At 43.4% G+C, this 22983-nt stretch carries 17 protein-coding genes and 1 tRNA gene; 11 read left to right on the top strand and 7 right to left on the bottom strand.

From position 1 onward, the window contains the following. The first annotated feature begins 92 nt into the window (after positions 1 to 92). Complete coding sequence (psbM, locus tag CQ839_RS04185; protein WP_009625880.1) at positions 93 to 212, top strand: photosystem II reaction center protein PsbM; 120 nt, start codon at positions 93 to 95, stop codon at positions 210 to 212. A gap of 72 nt (positions 213 to 284) precedes the next feature. On the opposite strand, the gene chlP is transcribed toward psbM, so the two are convergent. Beyond that, complete coding sequence (gene chlP / locus CQ839_RS04180; RefSeq protein WP_103667028.1) at positions 285 to 1505, bottom strand: geranylgeranyl reductase; 1221 nt, start codon at positions 1503 to 1505, stop codon at positions 285 to 287. Between the two features lie 420 nt (positions 1506 to 1925). Between chlP and CQ839_RS04175 the strand changes: the two genes are divergently transcribed. Next, positions 1926 to 3593: an alpha/beta hydrolase gene (locus tag CQ839_RS04175; protein WP_103667027.1), complete on the top strand. Its 1668-nt coding sequence runs from the start codon at positions 1926 to 1928 to the stop codon at positions 3591 to 3593. 196 nt (positions 3594 to 3789) lie between these two features. Continuing rightward, positions 3790 to 4869, top strand: a complete 1080-nt coding sequence (acsF, locus tag CQ839_RS04170) for a magnesium-protoporphyrin IX monomethyl ester (oxidative) cyclase (protein WP_103667026.1) — start codon at positions 3790 to 3792, stop codon at positions 4867 to 4869. Between the two features lie 200 nt (positions 4870 to 5069). On the opposite strand, the gene CQ839_RS04165 is transcribed toward acsF, so the two are convergent. Then, positions 5070 to 5141, bottom strand: a tRNA-Lys gene (locus tag CQ839_RS04165). Between the two features lie 146 nt (positions 5142 to 5287). Between CQ839_RS04165 and CQ839_RS04160 the strand changes: the two genes are divergently transcribed. Both CQ839_RS04160 and CQ839_RS04155 read left to right on the top strand, forming a co-directional pair. After that, the gene (locus tag CQ839_RS04160; RefSeq protein WP_103667025.1) at positions 5288 to 6745 is read left to right on the top strand and encodes a serine/threonine-protein kinase; all 1458 of its coding nucleotides are present in this window, start codon (positions 5288 to 5290) and stop codon (positions 6743 to 6745) included. 254 nt (positions 6746 to 6999) lie between these two features. Then, positions 7000 to 8790, top strand: coding sequence for a proline--tRNA ligase (locus CQ839_RS04155; protein WP_103667024.1), 1791 nt, complete (start codon positions 7000 to 7002; stop codon positions 8788 to 8790). A 29-nt stretch (positions 8791 to 8819) separates the two neighbouring features. Here CQ839_RS04155 and CQ839_RS04150 read toward each other — a convergent pair whose 3' ends face one another. Both CQ839_RS04150 and CQ839_RS04145 read right to left on the bottom strand, forming a co-directional pair. Further along, complete coding sequence (locus tag CQ839_RS04150; protein ID WP_181016093.1) at positions 8820 to 10130, bottom strand: plasmid pRiA4b ORF-3 family protein; 1311 nt, start codon at positions 10128 to 10130, stop codon at positions 8820 to 8822. Positions 10131 to 10427: 297 nt separating this feature from the next. Continuing rightward, positions 10428 to 11669, bottom strand: coding sequence for a response regulator (locus CQ839_RS04145; protein WP_103667022.1), 1242 nt, complete (start codon positions 11667 to 11669; stop codon positions 10428 to 10430). 403 nt (positions 11670 to 12072) lie between these two features. Here CQ839_RS04145 and CQ839_RS04140 point away from each other — a divergent pair, with 403 nt between their 5' ends. From CQ839_RS04140 to CQ839_RS04125, 4 genes are all read left to right on the top strand, one after another. After that, on the top strand, positions 12073 to 13791 hold the full coding sequence (locus CQ839_RS04140; protein WP_258040619.1) for a DUF3352 domain-containing protein: 1719 nt from the start codon (positions 12073 to 12075) through the stop codon (positions 13789 to 13791). A 343-nt stretch (positions 13792 to 14134) separates the two neighbouring features. After that, entirely contained in the window at positions 14135 to 14851 is a 717-nt protein-coding gene (locus CQ839_RS04135) for a DUF3386 domain-containing protein (RefSeq protein ID WP_103667021.1), read from the top strand. 349 nt (positions 14852 to 15200) lie between these two features. Then, positions 15201 to 16025 (top strand): hypothetical protein, encoded by an 825-nt coding sequence (locus tag CQ839_RS04130; protein WP_103667020.1) that lies wholly within the window; start codon positions 15201 to 15203, stop codon positions 16023 to 16025. A 104-nt stretch (positions 16026 to 16129) separates the two neighbouring features. Beyond that, positions 16130 to 16420 (top strand): hypothetical protein, encoded by a 291-nt coding sequence (locus tag CQ839_RS04125; RefSeq protein WP_103667019.1) that lies wholly within the window; start codon positions 16130 to 16132, stop codon positions 16418 to 16420. A 128-nt stretch (positions 16421 to 16548) separates the two neighbouring features. On the opposite strand, the gene CQ839_RS04120 is transcribed toward CQ839_RS04125, so the two are convergent. Next, the gene (locus tag CQ839_RS04120) at positions 16549 to 18444 is read right to left on the bottom strand and encodes an AAA family ATPase (RefSeq protein WP_103667018.1); all 1896 of its coding nucleotides are present in this window, start codon (positions 18442 to 18444) and stop codon (positions 16549 to 16551) included. A 144-nt stretch (positions 18445 to 18588) separates the two neighbouring features. On the opposite strand from CQ839_RS04120, the gene CQ839_RS04115 reads away from it, so the two are divergent. Then, positions 18589 to 19032, top strand: coding sequence for a gamma-glutamylcyclotransferase (locus CQ839_RS04115; protein ID WP_103667017.1), 444 nt, complete (start codon positions 18589 to 18591; stop codon positions 19030 to 19032). A gap of 44 nt (positions 19033 to 19076) precedes the next feature. Here the strand turns inward: CQ839_RS04115 and CQ839_RS04110 are convergent, their stop codons facing one another. After that, positions 19077 to 19451 (bottom strand): type II toxin-antitoxin system PemK/MazF family toxin, encoded by a 375-nt coding sequence (locus CQ839_RS04110; protein ID WP_103667016.1) that lies wholly within the window; start codon positions 19449 to 19451, stop codon positions 19077 to 19079. Then, positions 19445 to 19699, bottom strand: a complete 255-nt coding sequence (locus tag CQ839_RS04105) for an AbrB/MazE/SpoVT family DNA-binding domain-containing protein (protein WP_103667015.1) — start codon at positions 19697 to 19699, stop codon at positions 19445 to 19447. Before CQ839_RS04105 ends, CQ839_RS04110 begins: the two co-directional genes overlap by 7 nt. 144 nt (positions 19700 to 19843) lie before the next feature. Here CQ839_RS04105 and CQ839_RS04100 point away from each other — a divergent pair, with 144 nt between their 5' ends. Then, positions 19844 to 22957: a lipopolysaccharide assembly protein LapB gene (locus CQ839_RS04100; RefSeq protein ID WP_103667014.1), complete on the top strand. Its 3114-nt coding sequence runs from the start codon at positions 19844 to 19846 to the stop codon at positions 22955 to 22957. Positions 22958 to 22983: the final 26 nt, after the last annotated feature.

Here is a 22983-nt window from a genome sequence, read left to right as displayed (position 1 = left end):
TTTTTTAATTTTTTCGTAAGACTAATCAATTTTGAACTTAGAATATTAGCAGCCATCGAAATATTTAAAATTAAGTAATTAAAGTCAAATTTATGGAAACTAATTTTCTCGGTCTTCTCGCAACTGTTCTAGCAGTATTTGTACCTACCGTCTTCTTGCTGACGCTATATATTCAAACATCTAGCCGCGAAGAAGGTCAAAGCAGCAAATAGAAAAAATCACAGCCCTAGAGCTGTGATTTTTTCTATTTTTAAAAAGGAGTCGCTTTGCGACTCCTTTTTAAGTTAGGGAGCTAATGCATTGCCTCTGAGCAAACTGCCGATCGTCTTAGCGGTAATCTTCAACTGTGTGAAAGGATTGGCTGGCACGACGGTTTTGTAGAGATAGCTGTCAAAGGTGAGCTTCTGCACATCCTTGTCGGCACACATTTCCACAAAGGCTTCGCGGGTGGCGTTGGTGGCGTAAAACACATTCTGAAGAATGTCGAGAACCTTGTAGGTCAAGCCATACTGCTTGTCCCAACGCTTGATGTAAACTTTGAGATCAGCTTCGGTAGGAATGCGCTTGCCTGCTTCGGCAAACTCCACGATCGCTTCGGCGCACATCCGACCCGACTTAGCGGCAAAGTAAATACCTTCGCCACTCGACTTGGTGACATAGCCAGCCGCATCGCCAACGAGAGCAATCCGACCAACGACACGACGAGGTCTTGGATGCTCAGGAATTGGGTGCGCTTCGACTTTGATCACTTCGCCACCTTCGATCCTTGGCAAAGCACGGGCGCGGATGCCTGCTTGAAGCTTCTTGATCATGCGTTGGTTTTTGTGCATTGTGCCAGTCCCAACCGCAACGTGATCATATTTGGGGAATACCCATGCGTAGAAGTCGGGCGAAACATCGTCGCCAACATACATCTCAGCTAAATCTTTGTAGTACTCCATTTTTTCTGGAGAAATGCGAATACGTTCTTGGAAAGCGATCGCATAGTTATAGTCGCCAGCATCCATTGCTTTAGCGACAACTGAGTTCGCACCATCAGCACCGACGATCAGATCGACTTCGAGGCTACGCATGATCCCTTCGTTTCCGCCTTCAGCAAAGTCTGAATAGCTGAGAACGTAAGGCTTTTTACCATTTTCGGTAATTTTGATATCAAGAATGCGACCGTTGATCAGATTTGCACCAAGTTTAGCGGCGCGTTCGCGTAAAAATGCATCTAAAACTTCGCGGCGGCACATACCGATATATTCATCGGGATTATCTAGCTTGATGTCTACTTCCACATTGCTGGGAGAGATCATCTTCATATTGCGGACTCGGCGATCAATGATTTCGTCAGGCAGATCAAACTCTTGAACCATACATAGAGGAATTGCTCCACCGCAGGGTTTGGCGTTGTCCAGTTTACGCTCAAATATGTAGGTCTCAATTCCTGCTTTGGCAAGTGTTTCAGCAGCACATGAACCCGCAGGCCCGCCGCCTACAACAGCAACTCGTAATGTCAAAATGCGCTCCTAAAGCTTTATTTAATCGAGGTTTAACTTCTTTGGATGTTAGCATTGCCACCAGAGGGTTTGGGGCGAAATTGATGAATATTAACATTTGTATTGTTTTATGTATTGCCAAGGAGTAAGAGGAATGCTCAGTATTCCTCTTACTCCTTCATCCCAATTCACAAAAGTGTGAAGACACTTTTGTGAATTAAACCCAAACCCAGCAAGGGTTTTACAAACACAAAATGTCGTAGCCATTTTGTGCTTTGGTATTACATCAAAGCATTGCAAAGAAACGCTTTGATGAAATTTATTATGTTCGAGGTTGAGGTTGCAACGTAGTAATTAAATAGCTAGATCATTACCGCTATTTTCTGGGTTTTGTGAATGTTGTGCTAGTTTCTAGGAGATATCTCACTGATAAACCTACATATGAAATATCTCACGGACAAGATCACAAATATTTCACGCCGCTTGGCTCCTAGATCAGCGGCTCTAATGATTTTGCTGAGTGCGATCGGGGCAGGGGCGATCGCTAAGCCTAGTGAAGCAGCAGAAACCGTCAATTTCCGATTTAATATTTTTGAAGTTTCTGTATCTGTTGATGACTTAGAGAATTTTTCTAAAACTGGCGAGTTACGTGGTGCACTGGACATGGCATCGCGTTATATTTCTGCACCAGACATGGCAAACTTTCGGCGCATCCTCACAGAGAGAGCCGATGTACCTGTCTCACTATTGTCGAGATTCTTATACACATCTCAAGGGGAAAGAGCATTAGATATCTTAGGAAACTTTATTAAAACTGGTCCAAATCTATCGGGTAATCGGGCCATCCGTGCTGCCGCAGTTTTGGCAACAGCCGACAAACAGAACGGTTTATCTTTACTCAGCTTCCTGAGAAAATTCCCCACATCAGATATTTATTTCGATATTCAAGAAGGGCTACAAACAGTTGGTGAATTGAGCGACTTGTTGCAAAACACCCAAAAAGTTGTGCAAATGGTTAATGCTGAAGCCACCAAGCAAGCTGGAGCGGTAACGCCAGTACCTTCACCGATTGAGTTAGCTGATTTGCGGGATCAAGGTAAAGATCCATGGGAACGTTATAGCCTCAAAGCGCCAGCACTGGATAATCGCTATGAAATCCCCTTTTATTTATTTGTCCCAAAACTTACTAATAAGTCTAAACCCATACCTGCGATCGTTATCTATCCTGGGCTAATCTCTAACCGCGAGCCATTGCTCTATCTTTCCGAACATCTTGCATCCTATGGGTTTGCGGTGGTACTGACGGTTTCTCCAAATAGTAGTGCGGAGCAGTTAGATAAATTGATTATTGGTGCAGCAAGTGAGATTGCGCCACCAGAGAGCTTTATTGAGCGCCCACAGGATATAACTGCGGTACTAAATTACCTAGAGAAGTCTCCACAGGCAACTAACATCAATTGGCAAAACGTGGGCATGGTTGGACATTCTTTTGGTGGCTATGCGGCTCTCGCTTTAGTCAGTGATGCCCAAATCCAGTTCGCTGATCTGGCGGAAGCTTGTCAAGGTAAATATAAGTGGAATGCTTCGCTGTTATTGCAATGCGTGGCACTAGGTTTACCAAACCAAACCTACAAATTAGGGGATTCACGTATCAAAGCTGCGATCTCTGTTAACCCTGTGACTAGTCATGTTTTGGGTAAAGCGGCTTTGAGCAAAATCACTGTCCCGATCGCGATAGTTGGCAGTTCAGATGATACCTTTGCCCCTGTGGTTTCCGAGCAAATTGTGCCTTTTACATGGTTGACTGCTCCAAATCGATATTTAGTATTGCTAAATAAAGCTGGTCATACTGCGGTTACGGCAATAACATCAAGCGATCGCCTCAGTCCTGAAGTCAGTAATGTTTTGGCTGGTTCAAGTGCGATCGAGTCGCAGGATTATCTCAAGATGCTGAGTGTTGCCTTTTTCAAAACCCATCTAGTTCAAGAAACTAGTTTTGCTGATTACCTTACACCCGCATATTTTGCCAATATTTCCACGCCTTCAGCACAGGTGAGTTTGTTGCGATCGCTCACCATCGAAACAATTGACGCAGCGATCAAAAATTAAGCAATTCAAGTTCGGGCTTTGCCCGAACTTGAATTGCTTAATTTTTCTTAACAAGCAAACCTTATTTTCTAGATATAACTACCCATAAATTAGAGACTAGTCGTAAAATAGGCAGTCAGATAGGTATTTAAACTGCAATTTATCAACAAAATCCTTTAGCAGCCCCAAATAAAGTAAAAGAGAACAGCACAAGACTATGGTAGCTACTCCTTCTAAACCCGATGTAAGCCAGTCAAACCAACAAAAGGTTAATGGGACTGGCCGACGTGATAGTATCTTGACCCCACGCTTCTACACTACAGACTTTGAAGCAATGGCGAAGATGCAAATCTTCGATCTCACACCAGATTACGAAGCGATCCTCGAAGAATTCAAATTTGACTACAATCGTCGTCACTTTGTCCGCACTGCTGATTTCAATCAGTCATGGGATCATATCGATCCAAAAGTGAGAGAGCATTTTCGTGTATTCCTCGAAGGATCTTGCACCTCAGAATTTTCTGGTTTTCTCCTTTACAAAGAAATTGCTGTCAAAATCAAAGACAAGAACCCACTCATGGCTGAAATTTTCAGCCTGATGAGCCGTGACGAAGCCCGTCATGCTGGTTTCTTAAACAAGGCAATGCCAGACTTCGATCTCCAACTCGATCTTTCGACATTATCCAAAACCAAGAAATATACCTACTTCGCACCGAAGTTTATTTTCTACGCCACCTATCTATCCGAAAAGATTGGCTACTGGCGCTATATCAAGATTCACCAACATTTCCTTGCTCATCCTGAATATCGGATTTATCCAATCTTCAATTTCTTTGAAAATTGGTGCCAAGACGAGAGCCGTCATGGTGATTTCTGTAGTTTACTGCTTCGTAGCGACAAGAAAAATATTAACGGGCTTAGAGCTAAGCTCTGGAGCAAGTTCTTCTTGCTATCAGTATTTGCGACGATGTATCTAAATGATATCTGTGTCCGTAATGAGTTCTATGAATCCATCGGCATGGATACGAGAAAATATGTTGATGAAGTATTGCGTGAAACCAATCGCGATGCTGCGAAGGCTTTCCCTGTAATCATCAACATGGAAAATCCTAAGTTCTGGAATTGTCTCAAAAAGTGCGAAGAGAACAATGCCAAGCTAGTAAAAATCGATGAATCCAATTCTCCTGAATGGATGAAAAAGATTCAGAAGCTGCCTCACCTTTTAAATAATGGCGTACAGTTCTTGACGATGTATTTACAACCTTCTATTCCCGCTCCTAAGGGTGTAGTTCTCTAATCACAAAAATAGGACTTACGCAAAATGACTTGAAACCCGCACTGCAACGTAAGGGCAATTCATGAATTGCCCTTACGTTGCGTTCTTTTGGTTAAGCCCTAAACAAAGAAAAGCGAGTGCAAAGCACTCGCTTTTCTTTGTTGGGATCTGGTCAAAAAAAAGAGTTGTAGCGCGAAGTGCTACAACTCTTTTTTTGATAATGGGTGACCTGGGATTCGAACCCAGGACCAGCGGATTAAGAGTCCGATGCGCTACCACTGCGCCAGTCACCCTAAATTTACTCGTTTGCTCAAAGAGCGATTTATATACTAGCAAATGTTTGCATAAATTCATAATAAAATTTGCAATAATAAAACTGTAGCTGGTAAGTCTTTGCGATAATGACTGTAAATTTTTAGCGATAACCCGCAGAGAAAATGTGCTAAACACAATACTTAGAGGGCATTACAAAATTATTAGTCACCTTGGTGGGGGTGGCTTTGGGCAAACATATCTGGCTGAAGATATTGATTTGCCGACGCATCCTACCTGTGTGGTAAAACAACTCAAGCCTGTATCCAACGAGCCTTTTGTGCTGGAAACCGCCAAGCGCTTATTTGATCAAGAGGCAGAAATGCTCTATTCCTTGGGTTCCCACGATCGCATTCCGCGTTTACTCGCCCACTTTCAAGAAGGCGAAGAATTTTATCTAGTCCAAGAATTTGCTGATGGCACTGATCTTACACAGGAGATCAGTAGTGGCAAGCGATCGCCTGAATCCGTCGTGATCGCCTTGCTCAATGAAGTTTTAGAAATACTGGTATATGTCCACGATCGCAATGTCGTCCACCGTGATATTAAGCCTGCTAACTTGATCCGACGTAATAGCGATCGCAAAATTGTCCTGATCGATTTTGGTGCAGTCAAAGAAATTGGCAGTCTGGCAGTTGACCCGCAAGGAAATACAAATCTGACGATCGCGATCGGTTCCCCTGGGTATATGCCCATTGAGCAGCTCAATGGCAAGCCGCGCTTTAGTAGTGATATTTATGCTGTAGGGATGATGGCAATCCAAGCAGTTACTGGTGCGGAGCCACGTTTGTTTGATGAGCATCCTGATACTGCCGAATTAGTCTGGCGCGATCGCATTCAGGGCACTTATTCATCACAATTTCTGGATATTCTCGACAAAATGGTGCGCTATGATTTCCGCCAGCGTTATCAGACTGCCTCAGAAGTGCTAGAGGCGATCGAGTCTTTGCCTAAAGTTACAGAACATGATTTACCAACAGTTATTAGTAATAGCAACCATCTCTCCAATAATACAGAAACTCTCATCACGTCCCCGCAAGTTGCAACAAAATTGTCAGAGACACAAAATCATCCGAGTTCTTCCCATACCGTCCCTTTAGCAGCAACAAATCGCCAGTCACCGAAGCTCTGGATTTGGATTACAGGTGGAGTGGCTTTGTTACTGTTAATCGTCATGGCAATCATTAGCAAAACTGCAAAGAATGCACCCGAAGTTCCTAATAGTCCTGTCGTGATCAATTCAGCGACTCCACCTGCGATCTCTCCACCAACACCTCCAAAAGCTACGCCTTCCCCAACCGCATCCCCAACTCCCTTATCCGTTGAAGAATTACTTGCCCAAGCGCTGATCCTCAATCGCAATAACAAACCCCAAGAAGCCTTGGCAAAGGTAGAAGAGGCGATAAAATTAGAGCCAAACAGTGCCGACGCTTGGGGAGCGAAAGGATTATTACTAAGAAGTATGGGACGAGAGAAAGAAGCGATCGCCGCTTTTTCCAAGGCAATTGAACTCAGCCCTAATGAACGTCCAATTTTGCCTATACAGCGCGAACTTCCCTCTAAAAAGGGCGACAAGAAAAAATAGTCGGTATTGATATAGGTACTGGTTTCTAAAGAAGTGATGAATAGCTACAAGGTTTATCCAGTCAGGATTTATGGTAATTGAGTGCAAAGCCGTGAAAAACTTGCTCAGACATACTGTGAGCGACTCATACCTCTTTAACAGTCCAGTGCCCACAACACCAAGGATACAAGTCCTGATATGATCGACAGGCAGAATCACCGTTATATAGATTAACGAAATTCTAGCGACTATCCCTAGCGAACATCTCCAGCAATATGCGTCTATCTCAAATGCTCTGGGTCACTCTACGCGAAGATCCCGCCGAAGCAGAACTCACAAGTCATAAATTACTACTCCGCGCAGGCTATATCAGGCGCGTGGGAGCAGGCTTGTATGTGTACTTACCGCTTATGTGGCGCGTCCTGCAAAAGATTTCTGCGATTGTCCGCGAAGAGATGAATGACACAGGGGCGCAAGAATGCCTATTAACGCAACTACAACCTGCGGAACTATGGCAAGAGTCAGGGCGTTGGGATACCTACACCAAAGCCGAAGGGATCATGTTTGCCCTCACCGATCGCGCAAATCGTGAAGTCGGTCTAGGCCCAACCCATGAAGAAATTATTACGGCGATCGCTAGAGATATGATTCGCTCCTATCGCCAACTGCCGCAGCATCTGTATCAAATCCAAACTAAGTTCCGCGATGAGATTCGTCCTCGTTTTGGATTGATGCGTGGGCGCGAATTCATCATGAAGGATGGCTACTCGTTCCATAGCACTGAAGAAAGCCTCAAAGAAACATATTACGAAATGGATCGCGCCTATCGCAAGATGTTCGATCGCTGTGGTTTGAAATTCCGTGCAGTCGAGGCTGACTCAGGTGCGATCGGTGGTTCGGGTTCGCAAGAATTTATGGTGCTTGCTGAAGCTGGAGAAGATGACATTCTCTTTACCGAAGATAGCAGCTACGCCGCTAATGTCGAGAAAGCAGTATCTTTACCACCTGATGCTGTACCTTCGCATTTTGATAAATTTGAGAAAGTGCATACCCCGAAAAAGGGAACTATCGAGACTGTGTGCAAGTTACTGAAATGCGACCCCACACAAGTTGTCAAGCAGGTTCTCTATCAAGTTGTCTATGACAATGGCACAACAGTTTTAGTGCTAGTCAGCATTCGAGGCGATCGCGATGTTAATGAAGTGAAATTGCAAAATGAACTGACCAAGCTGGCAGACAATTATGGCGGTAAAGCAATTATTAACCTCCAAGTTGCTGATGCTGAATCTCAACAGAAATGGGCGCATTCTCAACTTCCTGTAGGATTTATCGCACCAAGTCTTAAAGACTCCTATATTGATCCAACCTCAAATGTTGTAAATAAGTTCCTGCGTTTAGCCGATCGCACCGTTGAGTATTTACAAAATTTTGTCACGGGTGCAGATGAAGCTGATTATCATGTTGTCGGCGCAAATTGGGGTAAGGATTTTACATTACCCACAGTGGTGAATCTTGATAAAGCAAAAGCTGGCGATCGCGCTGTTCATGATCCTTCGCAAATCTTACAAACTGCCAGAGGCATCGAAGTTGGTCATATTTTCCAATTGGGAACCAAATATTCCAAGGCTATGAAAGCGACCTTCACCAACGAGCAAGGTGAAGAAATGCCTTTAGTTATGGGTTGCTATGGCTTAGGTGTATCTCGCCTCGCGCAAGCCGCCGTTGAGCAGTCCTACGACAAAGATGGCATCATCTGGAATAAGGCGATCGCACCTTACCATGTGATCGTCACTGTGCCGAATGTGGGCGATGTTAAGCAAATGGATGTTGGCGAAAGGCTTTACACGGCTCTTGATGCTGCGGGTGTCGAAGTATTGCTTGATGATCGCGATGAACGAGCTGGCGTTAAGTTCAAGGATGCCGATCTTGTCGGTATTCCCTATCGTGTGGTTACTGGCAAAGCGATCGCAGATGGCAAGGTCGAAATCGTCAATCGCGCTACAAAGGTTGCGACTTTAGTAGAAATCGAATCAGTTGTCGAATACTTACAAAACGAACTCAAATAAAAGAAAGCGGCGCAAAGCGCCGCTTTCTTTTATTCATTCTCTTCATCATCAGAATCAGGATATTGCTCTGGAGCCTTGCCTTTTTTGTCGATCACCTTTGCTTTCTTAATCTTAGGATCAGGCTCGTCAATACTTTCTAAGACCACATTAAACTCCCACCAGTCGCCAAAATCAAATACATAGGTAATGCGATCGCCAATATTAATTTGCCAATCTCTCAGCAAAACTTTATCGGTAAAGATGGCATCTTCTTCATATTGAGTATAAGGATGATAAATACTCTTGATGAAGCCTTGACGATCTTTATAGGTGAATTGATGTAGATGATCGTTTGCAAAATCAAAACCTTTGAGAATTGCCGAGCTAAAATCGTAGACTGTGAGATGAGAAGGAATAGCAATCTTACGCCAGACGGTCTCTGTAGAAAATTTATCCTTGGATTTTTGAATATGCAGTTGAATGGACACTTTAAAAACGAAGATACCATCTTGAGATTTAGGTTCAGGCAACTGCAAATTGTTCTGCCATGCTGTAAATAAATCTAGGGCTTGAAATTCCTCTTGTAATATCTCCGTGGGTGTAGATTGCTGAACAACAACATCTATGCCAAGCGATCGCTCTTCTTCAAGTTCTTCTTCATATTCGAGAAACATTCCTCTCTGCCAATCAGTTGAGTGCAACAAATGCATCATGGCTGTCCCAAAAGGGAGTGGTTCAGCCTTGGTAATTCGCCATCCTTTTCCTTCTAAAGGCTCAGTATCTTTTACCTCAATAAATCCAAATAAATTCAACAAAGCTACATTATGCAGTTTCAACCGTCTCAGCCAGTCTTCATCTTTAGAACTGGTGAAATTCAAACCTTTTGTAGGCAACTCTTTCCAAAAATTAAATACATACCACCAATCGTTCAAAGATCTACTTGCATTGTCCATAATGCCTTCATGAGCGTAGAAGATCCATGTGGCAAGAAGATTGAAATACTTTTCGGTGTCGTTTAGCTCTTGCCATGACTGGAGAATTTGCGGATCGATGCGCAGTATATTCTTCTTTTTGTCTAATTGCACCTGTGCGATCGCAGAACTACGCAAAAGCAAATAGAGTCCATGAATATAAGGATAAGATTTTTGGCTAGGTCGCTGAAAGTCGATTTTGGTTGGGTGACTAAGGCGTTCATTGATATCTGCGAGGTATTTCGGCGCGATCGCATTTTGAGCAGCACTGACTTCGACCTTATGAAGTTGCAGAAACTCTATAAACGCCTCAAAATCTTGCACAATTGCGTTTGGTTGATTGGTTGTGAATATCTGTTGGCTCAGCAACTGCTTTGATGATTCAGACAAAGGCTCCTTTTTTTGATTTTCAATTGGGAAGAGATCAAACAAATTAAACATAGATTCTTATCCTTAATAAACTAGCTAGTAATACCAATTCACAAAAGTGTGACAACATTTCTGCGAATTAAAAAACAAACTCTGTAAGGGTTTTAAAAACACAAAATGGCCGCGCCACTTTGTGTTTTGCTATAACTGATGCTATGCGGAACTCAGATGATGAATCTCTTACTGCTATCGTTATAGGGAAACATTCCCCTACCCAATAATTTAGATATCGCAGGAATTCCATCCACATAACATCAGCTAATAAGTATCTGTTGAATCAGTTGGGGATGGTTCTTCTAGATCCTTATCAAAAGGAAGTAGATATCTCTTGATTTGCTCCCCAATTTTGTCATTACCAGCGGTTTTCGACATAAAGGCTGTTGCGCCGACAAATTTCGATCTAATCCGATCAACAAATGTATCATTACTAGTCAAAATCAGGATAGGCGTATCCTTAAACTCTGGCATACGGCGAATTTGAGTGCATAGTTCATAACCACCAACAATTGGCATCACCAAATCTAAAATAATCAGCTCTGGCCTATGTTCAACTAGCAATGGTAATACATTAATAGAATCTCGAATTCCTAGAAATCCAAATCCAAATGCTCCAACAATCTGTTCTATTGTTGCACAGACTTGATTGCTATCATCCACGCAGGCAATGAGAGGTCTTGCGATTTGATCTAGCTTAGTCGGAGCTTGAGTTTCCTCAACCAACTGAGTAGATTTATTTCCTAAAGATTCATTTGGTGAAAAACTCGAAACTGGAGATTCAATATCCGCAACTTCCACAAGTCCGATCATGCCTCGATGATAATATGCCATTAACGACTGTACGAGATTAAATAGGTCTTTCTTCATCCAGGTCGATAACTCTCGAAGCGATCTCCTACCATCAAGGATGGTGATCAGTGTTTTGTAAGTGAGTTCTGAAGCTTCTTCCTTTAGCTGGGATGGGCGTTTGATCCAAGGTGCAAGATTTGGTGAAAAATCGGCAATTCCAGATTTGCGCCAAGCTAACCATTCTTGATGGGCGTTATCAATCGCATTTTCTGCATGGATCAGCGAAATCACTGGCGTAATCTCATCCTCAAAATCACAGTAGTAGGTAATCTTTTCATTCGCAGCACATTGGATAATATCAAACAATACTTCTTGAACAAAACCTTCAATAATTGGTGTGATTTGCTCACGGGTTAAGACCATTCGTTTCATTAGGATTACCAACACATGGTAGTCCCAGAGTCGAATTTCCTCGATAGAGCGGAAAGAAATTTTATTAAAGTCTATTTGTAGCTTGTATTGTGCCATCAGTCTGCGCCAACGTCGGTGATGATGCGCTCCCCCCGAAGCCCAAACCAACCTCCCATGACAATAATAGATGCTCCATCTGTAATCTTTGACACTATGGAGTTCCAGCTTGCCAGTAAACTGTTTGCGACCATAGCCGCGCAACTGTTCAACAAGGCTATAAACGGCTAGATTATCTGTATCCATGTGTCATCTATGCGTCTTAAATAAAGTTGAGCTTTTTAGCTTTAAATCGGAAAAAGTCTGCTTTTTAAAGATCAAGATGAGCTTGCTATTACAAAACTCACTTATTCCTAAAAGTTTATTTTCGACAAGGCTATATTCAAAAGAATACAGCAATTCTCATTGTCAAATCGTTTTTTGAATTTTCAGACATCAACTCTCGTAATTTAGATTTAAGTTGGGCTTTTAATGTGGCAGGATCTGAAAAAACAAAATAATCTTGATAAAAAGCTATATGTCAACTGATTTTATCAGAAACTAATTTTACATAGCGATTGGCGCTCTTATTATTTATGCCCGATTCTGTAGTATCTTGATTGAGACTTGGCGCTCAACATCTTGCAACTTTTAGGTTTATTCCATACCCATGTCGAAGTCATCTAAAATCAATAAATCTGCTAAACAAAAACAATCAACAATGCTGATGTATATCGGTATTGGAGCGGCTGTGATTGCCGCAGGAGCAGGGGGTGCGTATTTCTATTTTACTCAGCGATCGCAGTCAATTAAAGGCATTTTAGGTGCGGCGGCAGTGATCCCCCAAGAGGCGCAAGTGGTAATGGCTTTTAATACCAAATCTGAGCCTTGGAATAAACTAGCGCAATTTGGTACGCCTGCCTCACAAAAGCTGATTGGTGACGGCATTACCAAATCGCCGTTAAATTCTTTACTAGTCCAGAGTAAAACTGAATATAGTCGCGATGTGCAACCTTGGCTAGAGGGTTACATCATTACAGCGCTTGTGCCTAATGCCGCGCAGCCACAAGCACCTGCGGCAACTTTAGTAATTGCCCCAACCCGTGATCAAAGCAAATCCGATGCCTTTTTGACAAAATATCGTGGAGCGTTGGCGCAACAGGGGGCGAAGTTTACCGCCAAGCAATACAAAGATTTTACTTACTACGAGTCACCCACCCGCGATCCCAATAACAGTGTGGTAACTGCGGATATTGGTGGGCAGTATGTAGCGATCGCTACTAGCCCACTCTTAATTCAACAAGCGATCGACACTTATAAAGGCAGCAATCCGTCCCTTGCTAAGAAGCCGATTTTTGCCAAGATTTATGGTGCTACCAATCAAACCAAAATTGTCGAGCCACTGCTCCAAGTGTATTTAGATGGCGATGTTGCACTAGAGTTTATTGGCTCTCAAGCTAATCTCAATCTCAACGAAGCGGCGATCGCACAGTCAAAGCGAGAACTGGATGCGATGACTTTGACAGGTGGTACTCAGAAAGAAGGTTTGCGTTTTGAGATTAACACTTATCTCAAAAATAATAATTCTAATCCCCTCGCCAATAACGATGCAAAGGTTCTCAATCTCTTGCCACAGGAAACCTTTTTATTAGTTTCGGGTGTAAATCTTTATCAATCTTGGCAATCGCTAGTTACTCAAGCTAAAGGGAATGCAAGTTCTACGCAACTAATCGAGCAAATTCGTAAGGCTGTAAAAGATAGTACGAAACTCGATCTTGAGCAAGATATTCTCAAATGGATGAATGGTGAATTTGCGATCGCGGCTATTCCCAACAATCAGGGCATTTTGGCAAATCCTGGGTTTGGATTTGTCGCGATCGCCCAAGCTAGTGATCAGAATGCTGCCAAAACTGCGCTTGACAAAATTGATAAGGTCGCTCAAACAAATTCTGGAGGACTGTTGCCTAAAGGAGTAGATCTAAAACCAAAACAAATTGGTGATAAATCGGTAATTGCTTGGGCGATCGGCAATACTAACTGGGCAACACGCGGCACCTTAGATAATAATTTTGTTTTTTGGTCTATGGGCGATCTTGCCGATACCTTTGTTCCTAAACCTGCCAACAATTTACCTGAAAGTAGTTCTTTCAAAATTCTAACTACAGATATTCCTAAGTCCAATGGTGGTTACTTCTATCTGAATATGACTACTGCGCTCTCCCTTGCCGATCGCCTTTTACCGCCTGAAGTCAAATCTAACCCTAGTTTTACGGAAATTCGTTCTGTACTTGATGCAATTAACGGTATTGCTGTGACATCCACGAATGTTGATGCCAAGACTACTCGCCTAGACTTCTTGTTTACGCTTAAACCCACCCCAGGTAACTAGGATACTGCCCAGTAATCAAGTGCGCGGGCTAAGAGCTAAAACTACAGCAGTTCTCATTATAAAAATTGGTTGTTTGAAAGCCCGCCGTTGGCGGGCTTTCAAACAACCAATTTTGGTGTTTCCAGCGCCGAAGGCGCTGGAAACACCAAAATTGGTTGCATAATGAGAATCGCTGCTAAAATCAGCTTCAATGGGTTTAGCTCGTTCAGTTATCTTTAGATAACTTTAGATTTTAGCCAAGAACTTGAGTTCTTGCTGACTGGTGGTCTGTCATAAAAATATCACTTTTTCAAGGCTAGCAGAACGTAAAATATTAAAGATACTCAATATTGCCTTTAAAAAAATGGTTACAACTGCACCAAATACTCATTCCGATACTAGCGCCCGCGACCTATTTCAGGCTGCTTACGAAAATCGTTATACATGGGACAGCAATTTCCCAGGATTAACTGCCGATGTCTCTGTTGCGATCGATGGCGTAGCCCGTACTGGCAAGGCAAGTATCAATCCAGATCTATCCGTTGAAGTTAGCATGGATGAGCCACAACTAATCGATCGCACTACCCGCACCCCTAGCGGCGAAGAAAAAACGGTTTCTGTTGACGAAGGTCAAGAATGGCTATATAACCAACTGCGCGATGTGGTAACTCACCGCAAGCGTAAAACCTTTGAAGAAGCTCATGGTAAATCAGCGTTTAACCTTGGTGCCTCCGATGAATCAGGAGCCGTGGAGATCTTGGTTACTGGGGACTCGATGGGATCAAACTACAAAGTCCGTGGCAAAGAGATCTCGATGGTTAGCCGTGTTATGGGACGCATTGGCTTTGTGATTAATCACCTCGGACATTTGGATACTGGCGAAGGTTATATTTCTTCTCTCTATACTGCGGTGTTCCGTAATCCGATGAATGATGAGATCGTTCGTCAAGCTCGTTTTGAAGATATCTACGAAAAGATGGGCAATTACTATGTGATGACCAAGCAAATCGTACAGTCTAACGAACAAGGTCAAACCAAAAACTATGAAATTGCTTTTAGTAATATTCATCTACTAGGTTAGAGTTTAATCTTTTTAAAAAACCTTGCTCCGCTAGGTTTTTAAAAACTATTTAAGAATTGTCTAGCTCCCTTACAAATGGGGATTCAGGATGATCTTTTAGAAACCATTTAAGAATTGTCTAGATCCCCCCCAGCCCCCCTTAAAAAGGGGGGAGAATTAAATTCTTCCCCCTTTTTAAGGGGGATTGAGGGGGATCTCTTAGAACTTTTGAACGTAAGAAGTAATTCTTAAATGGTTTCTTAGAGCTTTTGACCACAGCAAGAAGTTCTTAAATGGTTTCTTTAAGATTGAAAAAGGGGCTAAATATAGCCCCTCGCCTGTTCTGAGAACAACAATGGTGGCGATAATTATGAGAGCAGATCTAGAACGGTTATTAATTTCGGAAGCGGAACTATTAGACTTGACAGGGTTTAATCGCCAACAGATTTTGCCATCAATGGAGTTAACCCCCCGCCAGATCAAGACCCATCGCGCGATTGCCTTGGGAATTGCCGCGCTTAACTTTATCTCATTTGCCAGTATTTTTTTGCCACCATTACGGATCATGGGAATTATCTTTTTGATTAGTTTGACATTGGGGGCATTGAGTTTAGCGATCGAATTTGTTGAAGTAACTGTACTTTTCTTTAGTGTGTCCATAGGCTCAGCTATTTTTTCGCTATATGTTCTGACAGGAGCGCCATTAGGTATAGTTCTGCTATGCCTTGGATTTGCGATCGCTAGTGGAATTTTGGCTTTGTTGCTGATCAGATTAATATTTCAACAATGGCGAAAGTCAAAAGATTCTCATCGACGAAAAGGTATTCCATCAGTTGTTTTACGGCTATTTGTTGAGGTTGATAAATGCAATAAGACTATCCGTGATATTGACATATTTGATCAGTTACAAGATGCAGGAAATCCGATTAAATTAGAGTCTAGAGAATCAGCGATCGCAGCTTTGAGAATGACACGCAATGATATTGTGCGGGCATTGAAAACTGAACGGATTTTACGAGAACATCCAGACTTTCATCCCGAGCGTTTTGATATTGATTTAAATGCGTTTGAATCCATCCAGATCAATAATCGTGCAAAGGAATATGGACGCATTTTTGCTGCAACTGTACAAATAGCGATCGATGTCCAGAAGGCAATGACTGAATTGCAAGAATCAACCTCAGATTTTTATTAAAAGTGTCGCTTAGAATTACTTTGAATGAAAATCTGTTTTTCACCTCAGACTCAAGGACAAGTAAGTTAAAGTAGGAGAATACCTGCAAGTGATTAAATGCCTCTATGAAAGATAACAAAGATGAAAACAATACTTTAGATGAAGATGAGTTATTTCGTTTGGGAGGGAAAAAGTCAAATTTTGTGATTACACCTGCGGAAGTTCGATATCACCATATTAAGGTTGAAGATTTGGATAAGCCCGTAGCTGCGATCGCCTATAACGGGTTGACCTACAGCTTATTTCGTACTAGCTTTGACTGGACAGAAGTAGAAAAAATAACGAGTCGTCTTTCGGCTGCCTACGTGATTACGGTCATCAAAAAAGGTTGGGCAATTTGGGTATTTGAATATTGAAGGCAGAATCACAGATTTAGACGGATTTTGAGATTTCACTGATTTTTATTTACAGCGCTTTGCGCTATATCTACAGCCATAAAAATCTGCGTCATCTTCTAATCCGTCTAAATCTGTGTTCTGTCTTTTTATTCTCGTTGTTCTACAAGTTCCGCAAAAGCCTGTTCAAAATCCTCATTTGTAATCCGCAAATTTTCTAATAGATCACTAGCATCACGCTGATGACGACGAATCGCAAAAATGGCAGCACGATTACTTAAGAAAGCAAGATCGGCTCCATTCCAATTCTCTGTTCTTTCTGCCCAAATGTCTAAATTGAGATTGTTTGCAAGGGGGCGATCGCGGTTATGCACTTCTAAAATCGAACTCCGACTATCACGATCGGGTAAATCTACCATCATATGTAGTTCGATACGCCCCGATCTCAATAGAGCAGGATCAATAGAATCACGGCGATTAGTTGCGCCAATTACTAATAGTCCCTCGGCAGATTGCAATCCGTCAAGTTCTGTAAGTAACTGTCCAATCACGCGATCGCTAACGCCACTATCGCCTTGATAGCTGCCCCTCGCAGGTGCAAGCGTATCGATCTCATCAATAAAGATGACGCAGGGAGCAGCCTGACGCGCTTGGGAAAATAACTGTCTGATTGATTGTTCGGAAGCACCCACCCATTTTGTCAATAGTTCTGAACCTGCAACGGAGATAAAATTCGCTTGGGCTTGAGTTGCGATCGCCTTGGCGAGTAAAGTTTTGCCAGTTCCAGGAGAACCGTAGAGCAACACACCGCGAGGAGCCTTGGCGCGAGTATGGGCATAGAGTGCAGGATCGACCAATGCCCCAGCGACCGCTTCTTGGAGAGTTTGCTTAACTTTGGTGAGTCCACCAATCTCTGACCATTGCACTTTGGGAACTTGAATTTGTAGCGATCTCAATACGGCGGGTTGGACTTGCTTGAGCGCAAATTCAAAATCCTCCCGATTCACATCTAGATTGTCGGGAATATCGGCAACATTTGTCACTTGTCGCCGTAGTGCATTAGTTGCCGCTACTTGGCAGAGTCCCTTAATATCGGCTCCCACATAGCCATAGGCGCGATCGGCGATATCTTCCAAATCGACATCACTAGTCAAAGGCATCGATCGCGTATGAATTTCGAGGATTTCACGGCGAGCCTTGCGATCGGGGATCGGGAAAATAATCTCGCGATCGAATCTGCCTGGGCGACGTAATGCAGGATCGATCGCATCAGGTCGATTGGTTGCCGCCAAGACAATCACGCCCTTAGTTTCGGCAAATCCATCCATTAAGCCTAACAACTGCGCCACTAGTCGCTTTTCCACTTCTCCTTCCACATTGGCGCGATTGGGAACGAGAGCATCAATTTCATCGATAAAAATCAAACATGGTGCGGATTTTGCCGCTTTCTCGAAAACCTGTCGTAGGCGAGTTTCCGCTTCACCATAGTATTTACTAATAATTTCTGGCCCGACGATCGCAATGTAATTTACGCCTAACAAATTGGCAAGCGATCGCGCCGTGAGGGTTTTGCCAGTTCCAGGGGGACCAACTAACAGAACGCCTTTAGGTGGTTCTAGTCCCAGTTTAGCTAGAATGTCAGGACGCTTTAGGGGAATTTCGACTAAATCACGTAACTGCGCTAAGGTATCTCCTAAACCGCCTACTAACTCTGCGATCGCTAGTGGTTTCTCATTTTGAGAATTATCTTTTGCTGGTTCGGGTTTGACGATATCGGGAGATGTAACTTCGCTACTCCCACCTGTTGCCGTAGCAGCACGAGGTGATCGAGGAATATTACCGCGTCGGGGAATACTCGATAATGGGCGTGAAGTAACATTTACTTCTGTATGTATTTCGCCAGCTTTCTGCTTTTCGTCTAATTTTTGCGCCAGATCGATGAGTTGATCGAGGTTTAGTAACTGCTTGACCTCATCCACTAGAGATTCCAAGCCCTCGACTTTAAAGGCAAATTTGTCCTTAAAACTATCTTTGTCATTACTCATCGATGCAGTTTCCTATTGATAATCTTCTGGGCAGCGGTTACATTCTATGTTAGCGCTGATTCTAACGTTGATTCAGGCGCGATCGCATCAGCATAAAGTAGAAGCGGGTTTCAACTTCGCTCAGCCCACGAACACGAAAATATTATGACAGCAAATATTCCAACTTCCGACCTATGCCATGTTTTTGTCTATGGCACACTCAAACCCAATGAAGCAAATTATGCAGAATATTGTGCGGGTAAAGCGATCGCTGAGCAACAGGCGATCGCCTATGGTGAATTATTCGCGCTGCCGATGGGCTATCCTGCGATGATTTTGGGTGATCAACAAGTTCATGGATATTTACTCTCATTTCCAGATATCAGCATTTTGGAATCACTTGATGATTTGGAAGATTATCAGTGCGATCGCGCTGCTGCTGAGAATGTATATAATCGTCAACAGATAGAAGTTTTTGATGTGGAAGGAAATTCACTAGGTTTTTCGTGGGCCTATTTGATGACCTTAGAACAAGTCACCAAGTTTGGAGGTATTGCTCAAATTGATGGATGTTGGAGTGGTCTAACACATCAAAACCCAAATAAATAAAGGCGGCGCTCTGCGCCGCCTTTATTTATTTGGGTTTTGATTTCCTATAGTTGAATGATTTGATTTAGGCGATCGCATACTTGCGTAAACAAATCGTTATCCAATTTGCTCAGTGGATGAGGCTTGGCTCCACGGAGCCGCCAGCCAAAGGACTTGGGCTGATGACAGAGAACATAGCTAGTTTTACTCGCTTTACTGCGTGAAGCTTTACCTACAGCAATGGCAAAGGGGTTGTCAGCATTGTATGCAGCCGTCGTCATTGGTAAGCCAATCACGATCGCGGTTTTGTCATTAAATATGCGTGGTGATAGCACCAAAAAAGGATGAATGTCTCGCATTTCTTTGCCGACCTGTGGATTGCAATCAATCCAGATAATATCTTGGCGATCGGGTATCCAATCTTTGGCGGCTTTTACCACTCTTCTGCGCCTAGCTTTTGTGCGGTTGTCATGACTTCGCCGCCATGTCGAGCGGGGTCAAACTGGGCGAGGCGTTCTTCGAGGGTTAATGGAGGATTGGGAACTGGGGCAATAATTACTACTCCGTCAATTACGGAGAGGCGCACGCGCTGGTTGACTTTTAGGTGGGCGGCACGGGCGATTGCGGCGGGTAAGCGTACTCCTAAGTTATTTCCCCATGTTTTGATATCTAGTATTGCTTCGGTCATGAGGTTTATACTTATATTTCTATGTTTAAACATAAGTATAAACATTTTGCAGTGCGATCTGTAGATCTATTTAGAAAAACTGCAATTAGCTTGATCGGTAAAAGTTTTCGTTAGAATAGCAACAGATGTGGAGGATGCCGAGCTATGACAAGAATCTTTTTGGCGAGGACTGAGGAGCAGAAAAGATTTCGGGAGGTGTTGCGATCGCTTCAACCAAATGCTGTTTCGCGGTTATTCTCGCAGAACTTTCCCACAGCAGCAAAACTTTTATCTGCGAAGAAAGAAGCGGTTGGCACCTCGCCGCATATTTTCTTGCTCTATGGCGAAGGGGGGATGGGGAAAACTAGTTTGGGGAGGCGGTTTTGTGAATTGGCTGCGAAAGAGTTTCCTAATTGCTTTGACGTTTTGCGATTGGATTGGGAAGAGGCAAAGAATGAGTATCCATCGCTGAATGTGGGACATGAATCAATTCGTCCTGAATCGGTGTTGGAGACGATTTATTTGGCGGTAAGTAAGGGACGCGAGGGGATTTTTGAGAAATATCGGCAGGTGGAGAAAACGCTGAAGCAAATTGAGGAGAAGGTGGATAAGGAACTGCAAGCAAGGCAGGGAGAGGGGGCGGAATATGCGCCGATTTTGAAAAAAGGTTTGAGTTGGTCATTGGGCGCTTTGCGGAAATTGCCACAGGTGGAGGCGATTCTGGGGGCAGGAGATGGCAAGGTGGATGAGGCGATCGCAGATGGGGCGGTGAGTGCTTTGGTGGGTTTGATGAAAAAGAAGTTGTCCTTGGAGGAACGCAGGATTTTTGCGACTCCCCATCGACAATTGGCTGAGGCTTTGGGGCATGGCTTACAGACGATTTCCGCGCAGAAACCCTTGGTGCTTTTGTTGGATACCTATGAGATTGTCGATCGCCTTGAGTGCGATCGCGTATTGCGGATGGTGATTAAGGCGGCGGGGCGGCGTGTGGTTTGGGCGATCGCGGGTCGGCAAAATCTGGCGGATAGCAAAAAAGTATTTCAGGATTATTTTCAGGGCTATCGGGATGTGTTTTCGGAAAATCTCTATGTTTATCCGATGAGTGAGTTTAGTCGGGAGCAGGTGAGTGAATATTTCGCACATCCTGAGATCAATGTGCCTCTGAGTGATGAGGCGGCGGAGTCGGTTAAGCAGTTTAGTTTGGGGATTCCCTTTGTTGTGCAGCAAATTGCGGCGATGCGTCAACAGGGGATCGAGCTGGCAACGATTCTCAGCGCTCCATCGGCGGATCGGGATGATGAGTCGCCCCGTGAGGCGGTGGTCAGGGCAACGAGCGATCGCTTTTTGCGGTATTGCTTGGATGAGCATGACCAAAAGGCGGTGTATGCAATGGCGATGATGCGCCGTCCTGATAATGAGCTTTTAAAGGCGATGCTGGGGGTGAATGACCTTGAGCCAGAGATGCGATCGCTGAAGGCAAGGCATTCGTTTGTGTTGTTGGAGGGTAAGGGCATTAGGTTGCATGACAAGCTAGAGAGCTTTTTGCAAGATTATCTGCGTTGTGGGTTGGCGGGACAGTCATCTATGGTGCGGGAGTTGAGCGATCGGGCTGTGGCTTATTTGGAACCGCGTTTGGGTGAATGGACTCAGGAGTTTACGGATACGGCGGATTATTTCGAGTCGGATCGGATTGCGAATGGTTTGTTGGATTTGGTGCAGTTTAAGTTTTGGCAAGATGTGGAGGTTGGCTGGCGCTATGCTGTGCCGCTTTTTGTGGAGAGTTGGCAATATGACCGCGATTGGCAAAAGCAACTTTTGGGGGTTATTGAGGCGTTTCAGGTGCGGTTTGATGGGGATAGCAAGAAGCGATTGCAAATCTTTAGCAAAGATTTGGGTTACTCTTCGTTCGATCCTGATAGTCGGAAGGTTTTGCTGGATGAGTTGGAGAGGTTAGCAAAACGGGGTTGGCTTGATGGCGATCATAAAACTGAATGTATGTTGATTCTCTCACTCCAACAAGGCAGTTTGTCTCGTCAACTTGAGAAATATTCAGAATCTCTACAGATATATCTTGAAGTAGAAAAGCAACTTCCTAAAACTGCACCCCATTTACAAAAAGATTTAGCAGAAGAATTTAGCGCAATTGGCTATAAATTTCTTTGGAAAGAAGGAGAACCAGTTGCATCGACTGAAGCTCAGACTGCTTATCAAAGTTCTGTTACATTAAATCCTGACAATTCCCTTGGATGGCGAGAGTTAGGTGTTAGTTATTATAAGTTGGAACAGTATGAATCAGCGATCTCATCCTATCAACAGGCGATCAACCTCGACCCAAAACATGCCTATCCCCATAACAATTTGGGCGGTGTCTACCACACACAAGGAGAATACAAATTAGCGATCGCATACTATCAACAGGCGATCAACCTCGACCCAAAATATGCCACTCCCCACCACAATTTGGGCTATATCTACCAAACACAAGGAGAATACGAATTAGCGATCGCATACTATCAACAGGCGATCAACCTCGACCCAAAATATGCCAATTCCCACAACGGATTGGGCAGTGTCTACAAAGCACAAGGAGAATACGAATTAGCGATCGTATCCTATCAACAGGCGATCAACCTCGACCCAAAATTTGCATTAGCTTACAACAGCTTGGGCTATGCTTTTCAATTACAAGGACATTACGAATTAGCAATCACATTCTATCAACAGGCAATTGAACTAGACTCAAAACTTACATCAGCTTATGACGATTTGGGCTATGTCTACCAAGTCCAAGGAGAGTATGACTTAGCGATCGCATCCTATCAACAAGCTCTTGAACTCGACCCAACATATGCGTCTTCTCACAATAGACTAGGCATAGCTTACCAATCTAAAGGAGATAATGAATTAGCTGTTGAATCTTATCAACAGGCAATCAAACTTGATCCCACTGATGTTAGTCCAATATTCAATCTTAGTATTGTAATGGGACTTCAAGACAAGCAGGATAAAGCTATTGAATTATTTAAACAAAGCTTATCAATTCTTTCTGGCAATTCACAATATGACCGCCTATTTCGGACATTACATGAAGTTGGAATTGGTGAAATTGAGCGCGGTACAAACAGCTTGCGAGAGATTTTAGAAACAGAGAAACCACCAGTGGGTATTCTGACAGAAGTTCTTAAAGATGCAGAACTTATAGCGCAATTTCCTACTAAACTTGAGGGCATTGATACTGTGGTTGAGATGCTGCATCAGGCGATTGAGAAGGCGCAATAAGTAGCGGCTTAGCATTTGCGCCACAA

Origin of the sequence: Pseudanabaena sp. BC1403 (genome assembly GCF_002914585.1) — a bacterium.
In the GTDB taxonomy this organism is placed as follows: Bacteria; Cyanobacteriota; Cyanobacteriia; order Pseudanabaenales; family Pseudanabaenaceae; genus Pseudanabaena.
Note: the sequence above shows the minus strand (reverse complement) of the source record. Positions and strands in the feature narration are given on the sequence as shown.

Excerpts from the sequence above, each read along its gene's own strand:
- psbM (WP_009625880.1), top strand. The coding sequence starts at position 93 with ATGGAAACTAATTTTCTCGGTCTTCTCGCAACTGTTCTAGCAGTATTT.
- CQ839_RS04175 (WP_103667027.1), top strand. The coding sequence starts at position 1,926 with ATGAAATATCTCACGGACAAGATCACAAATATTTCACGCCGCTTGGCT.
- acsF (WP_103667026.1), top strand. The coding sequence starts at position 3,790 with ATGGTAGCTACTCCTTCTAAACCCGATGTAAGCCAGTCAAACCAACAA.
- CQ839_RS04155 (WP_103667024.1), top strand. The coding sequence starts at position 7,000 with ATGCGTCTATCTCAAATGCTCTGGGTCACTCTACGCGAAGATCCCGCC.
- CQ839_RS04145 (WP_103667022.1), bottom strand. The coding sequence starts at position 11,669 with ATGGATACAGATAATCTAGCCGTTTATAGCCTTGTTGAACAGTTGCGC.
- CQ839_RS04140 (WP_258040619.1), top strand. The coding sequence starts at position 12,073 with ATGTCGAAGTCATCTAAAATCAATAAATCTGCTAAACAAAAACAATCA.
- CQ839_RS04135 (WP_103667021.1), top strand. The coding sequence starts at position 14,135 with ATGGTTACAACTGCACCAAATACTCATTCCGATACTAGCGCCCGCGAC.
- CQ839_RS04130 (WP_103667020.1), top strand. The coding sequence starts at position 15,201 with ATGAGAGCAGATCTAGAACGGTTATTAATTTCGGAAGCGGAACTATTA.
- CQ839_RS04125 (WP_103667019.1), top strand. The coding sequence starts at position 16,130 with ATGAAAGATAACAAAGATGAAAACAATACTTTAGATGAAGATGAGTTA.
- CQ839_RS04120 (WP_103667018.1), bottom strand. The coding sequence starts at position 18,444 with ATGAGTAATGACAAAGATAGTTTTAAGGACAAATTTGCCTTTAAAGTC.
- CQ839_RS04115 (WP_103667017.1), top strand. The coding sequence starts at position 18,589 with ATGACAGCAAATATTCCAACTTCCGACCTATGCCATGTTTTTGTCTAT.
- CQ839_RS04105 (WP_103667015.1), bottom strand. The coding sequence starts at position 19,699 with ATGACCGAAGCAATACTAGATATCAAAACATGGGGAAATAACTTAGGA.
- CQ839_RS04100 (WP_103667014.1), top strand. The coding sequence starts at position 19,844 with ATGACAAGAATCTTTTTGGCGAGGACTGAGGAGCAGAAAAGATTTCGG.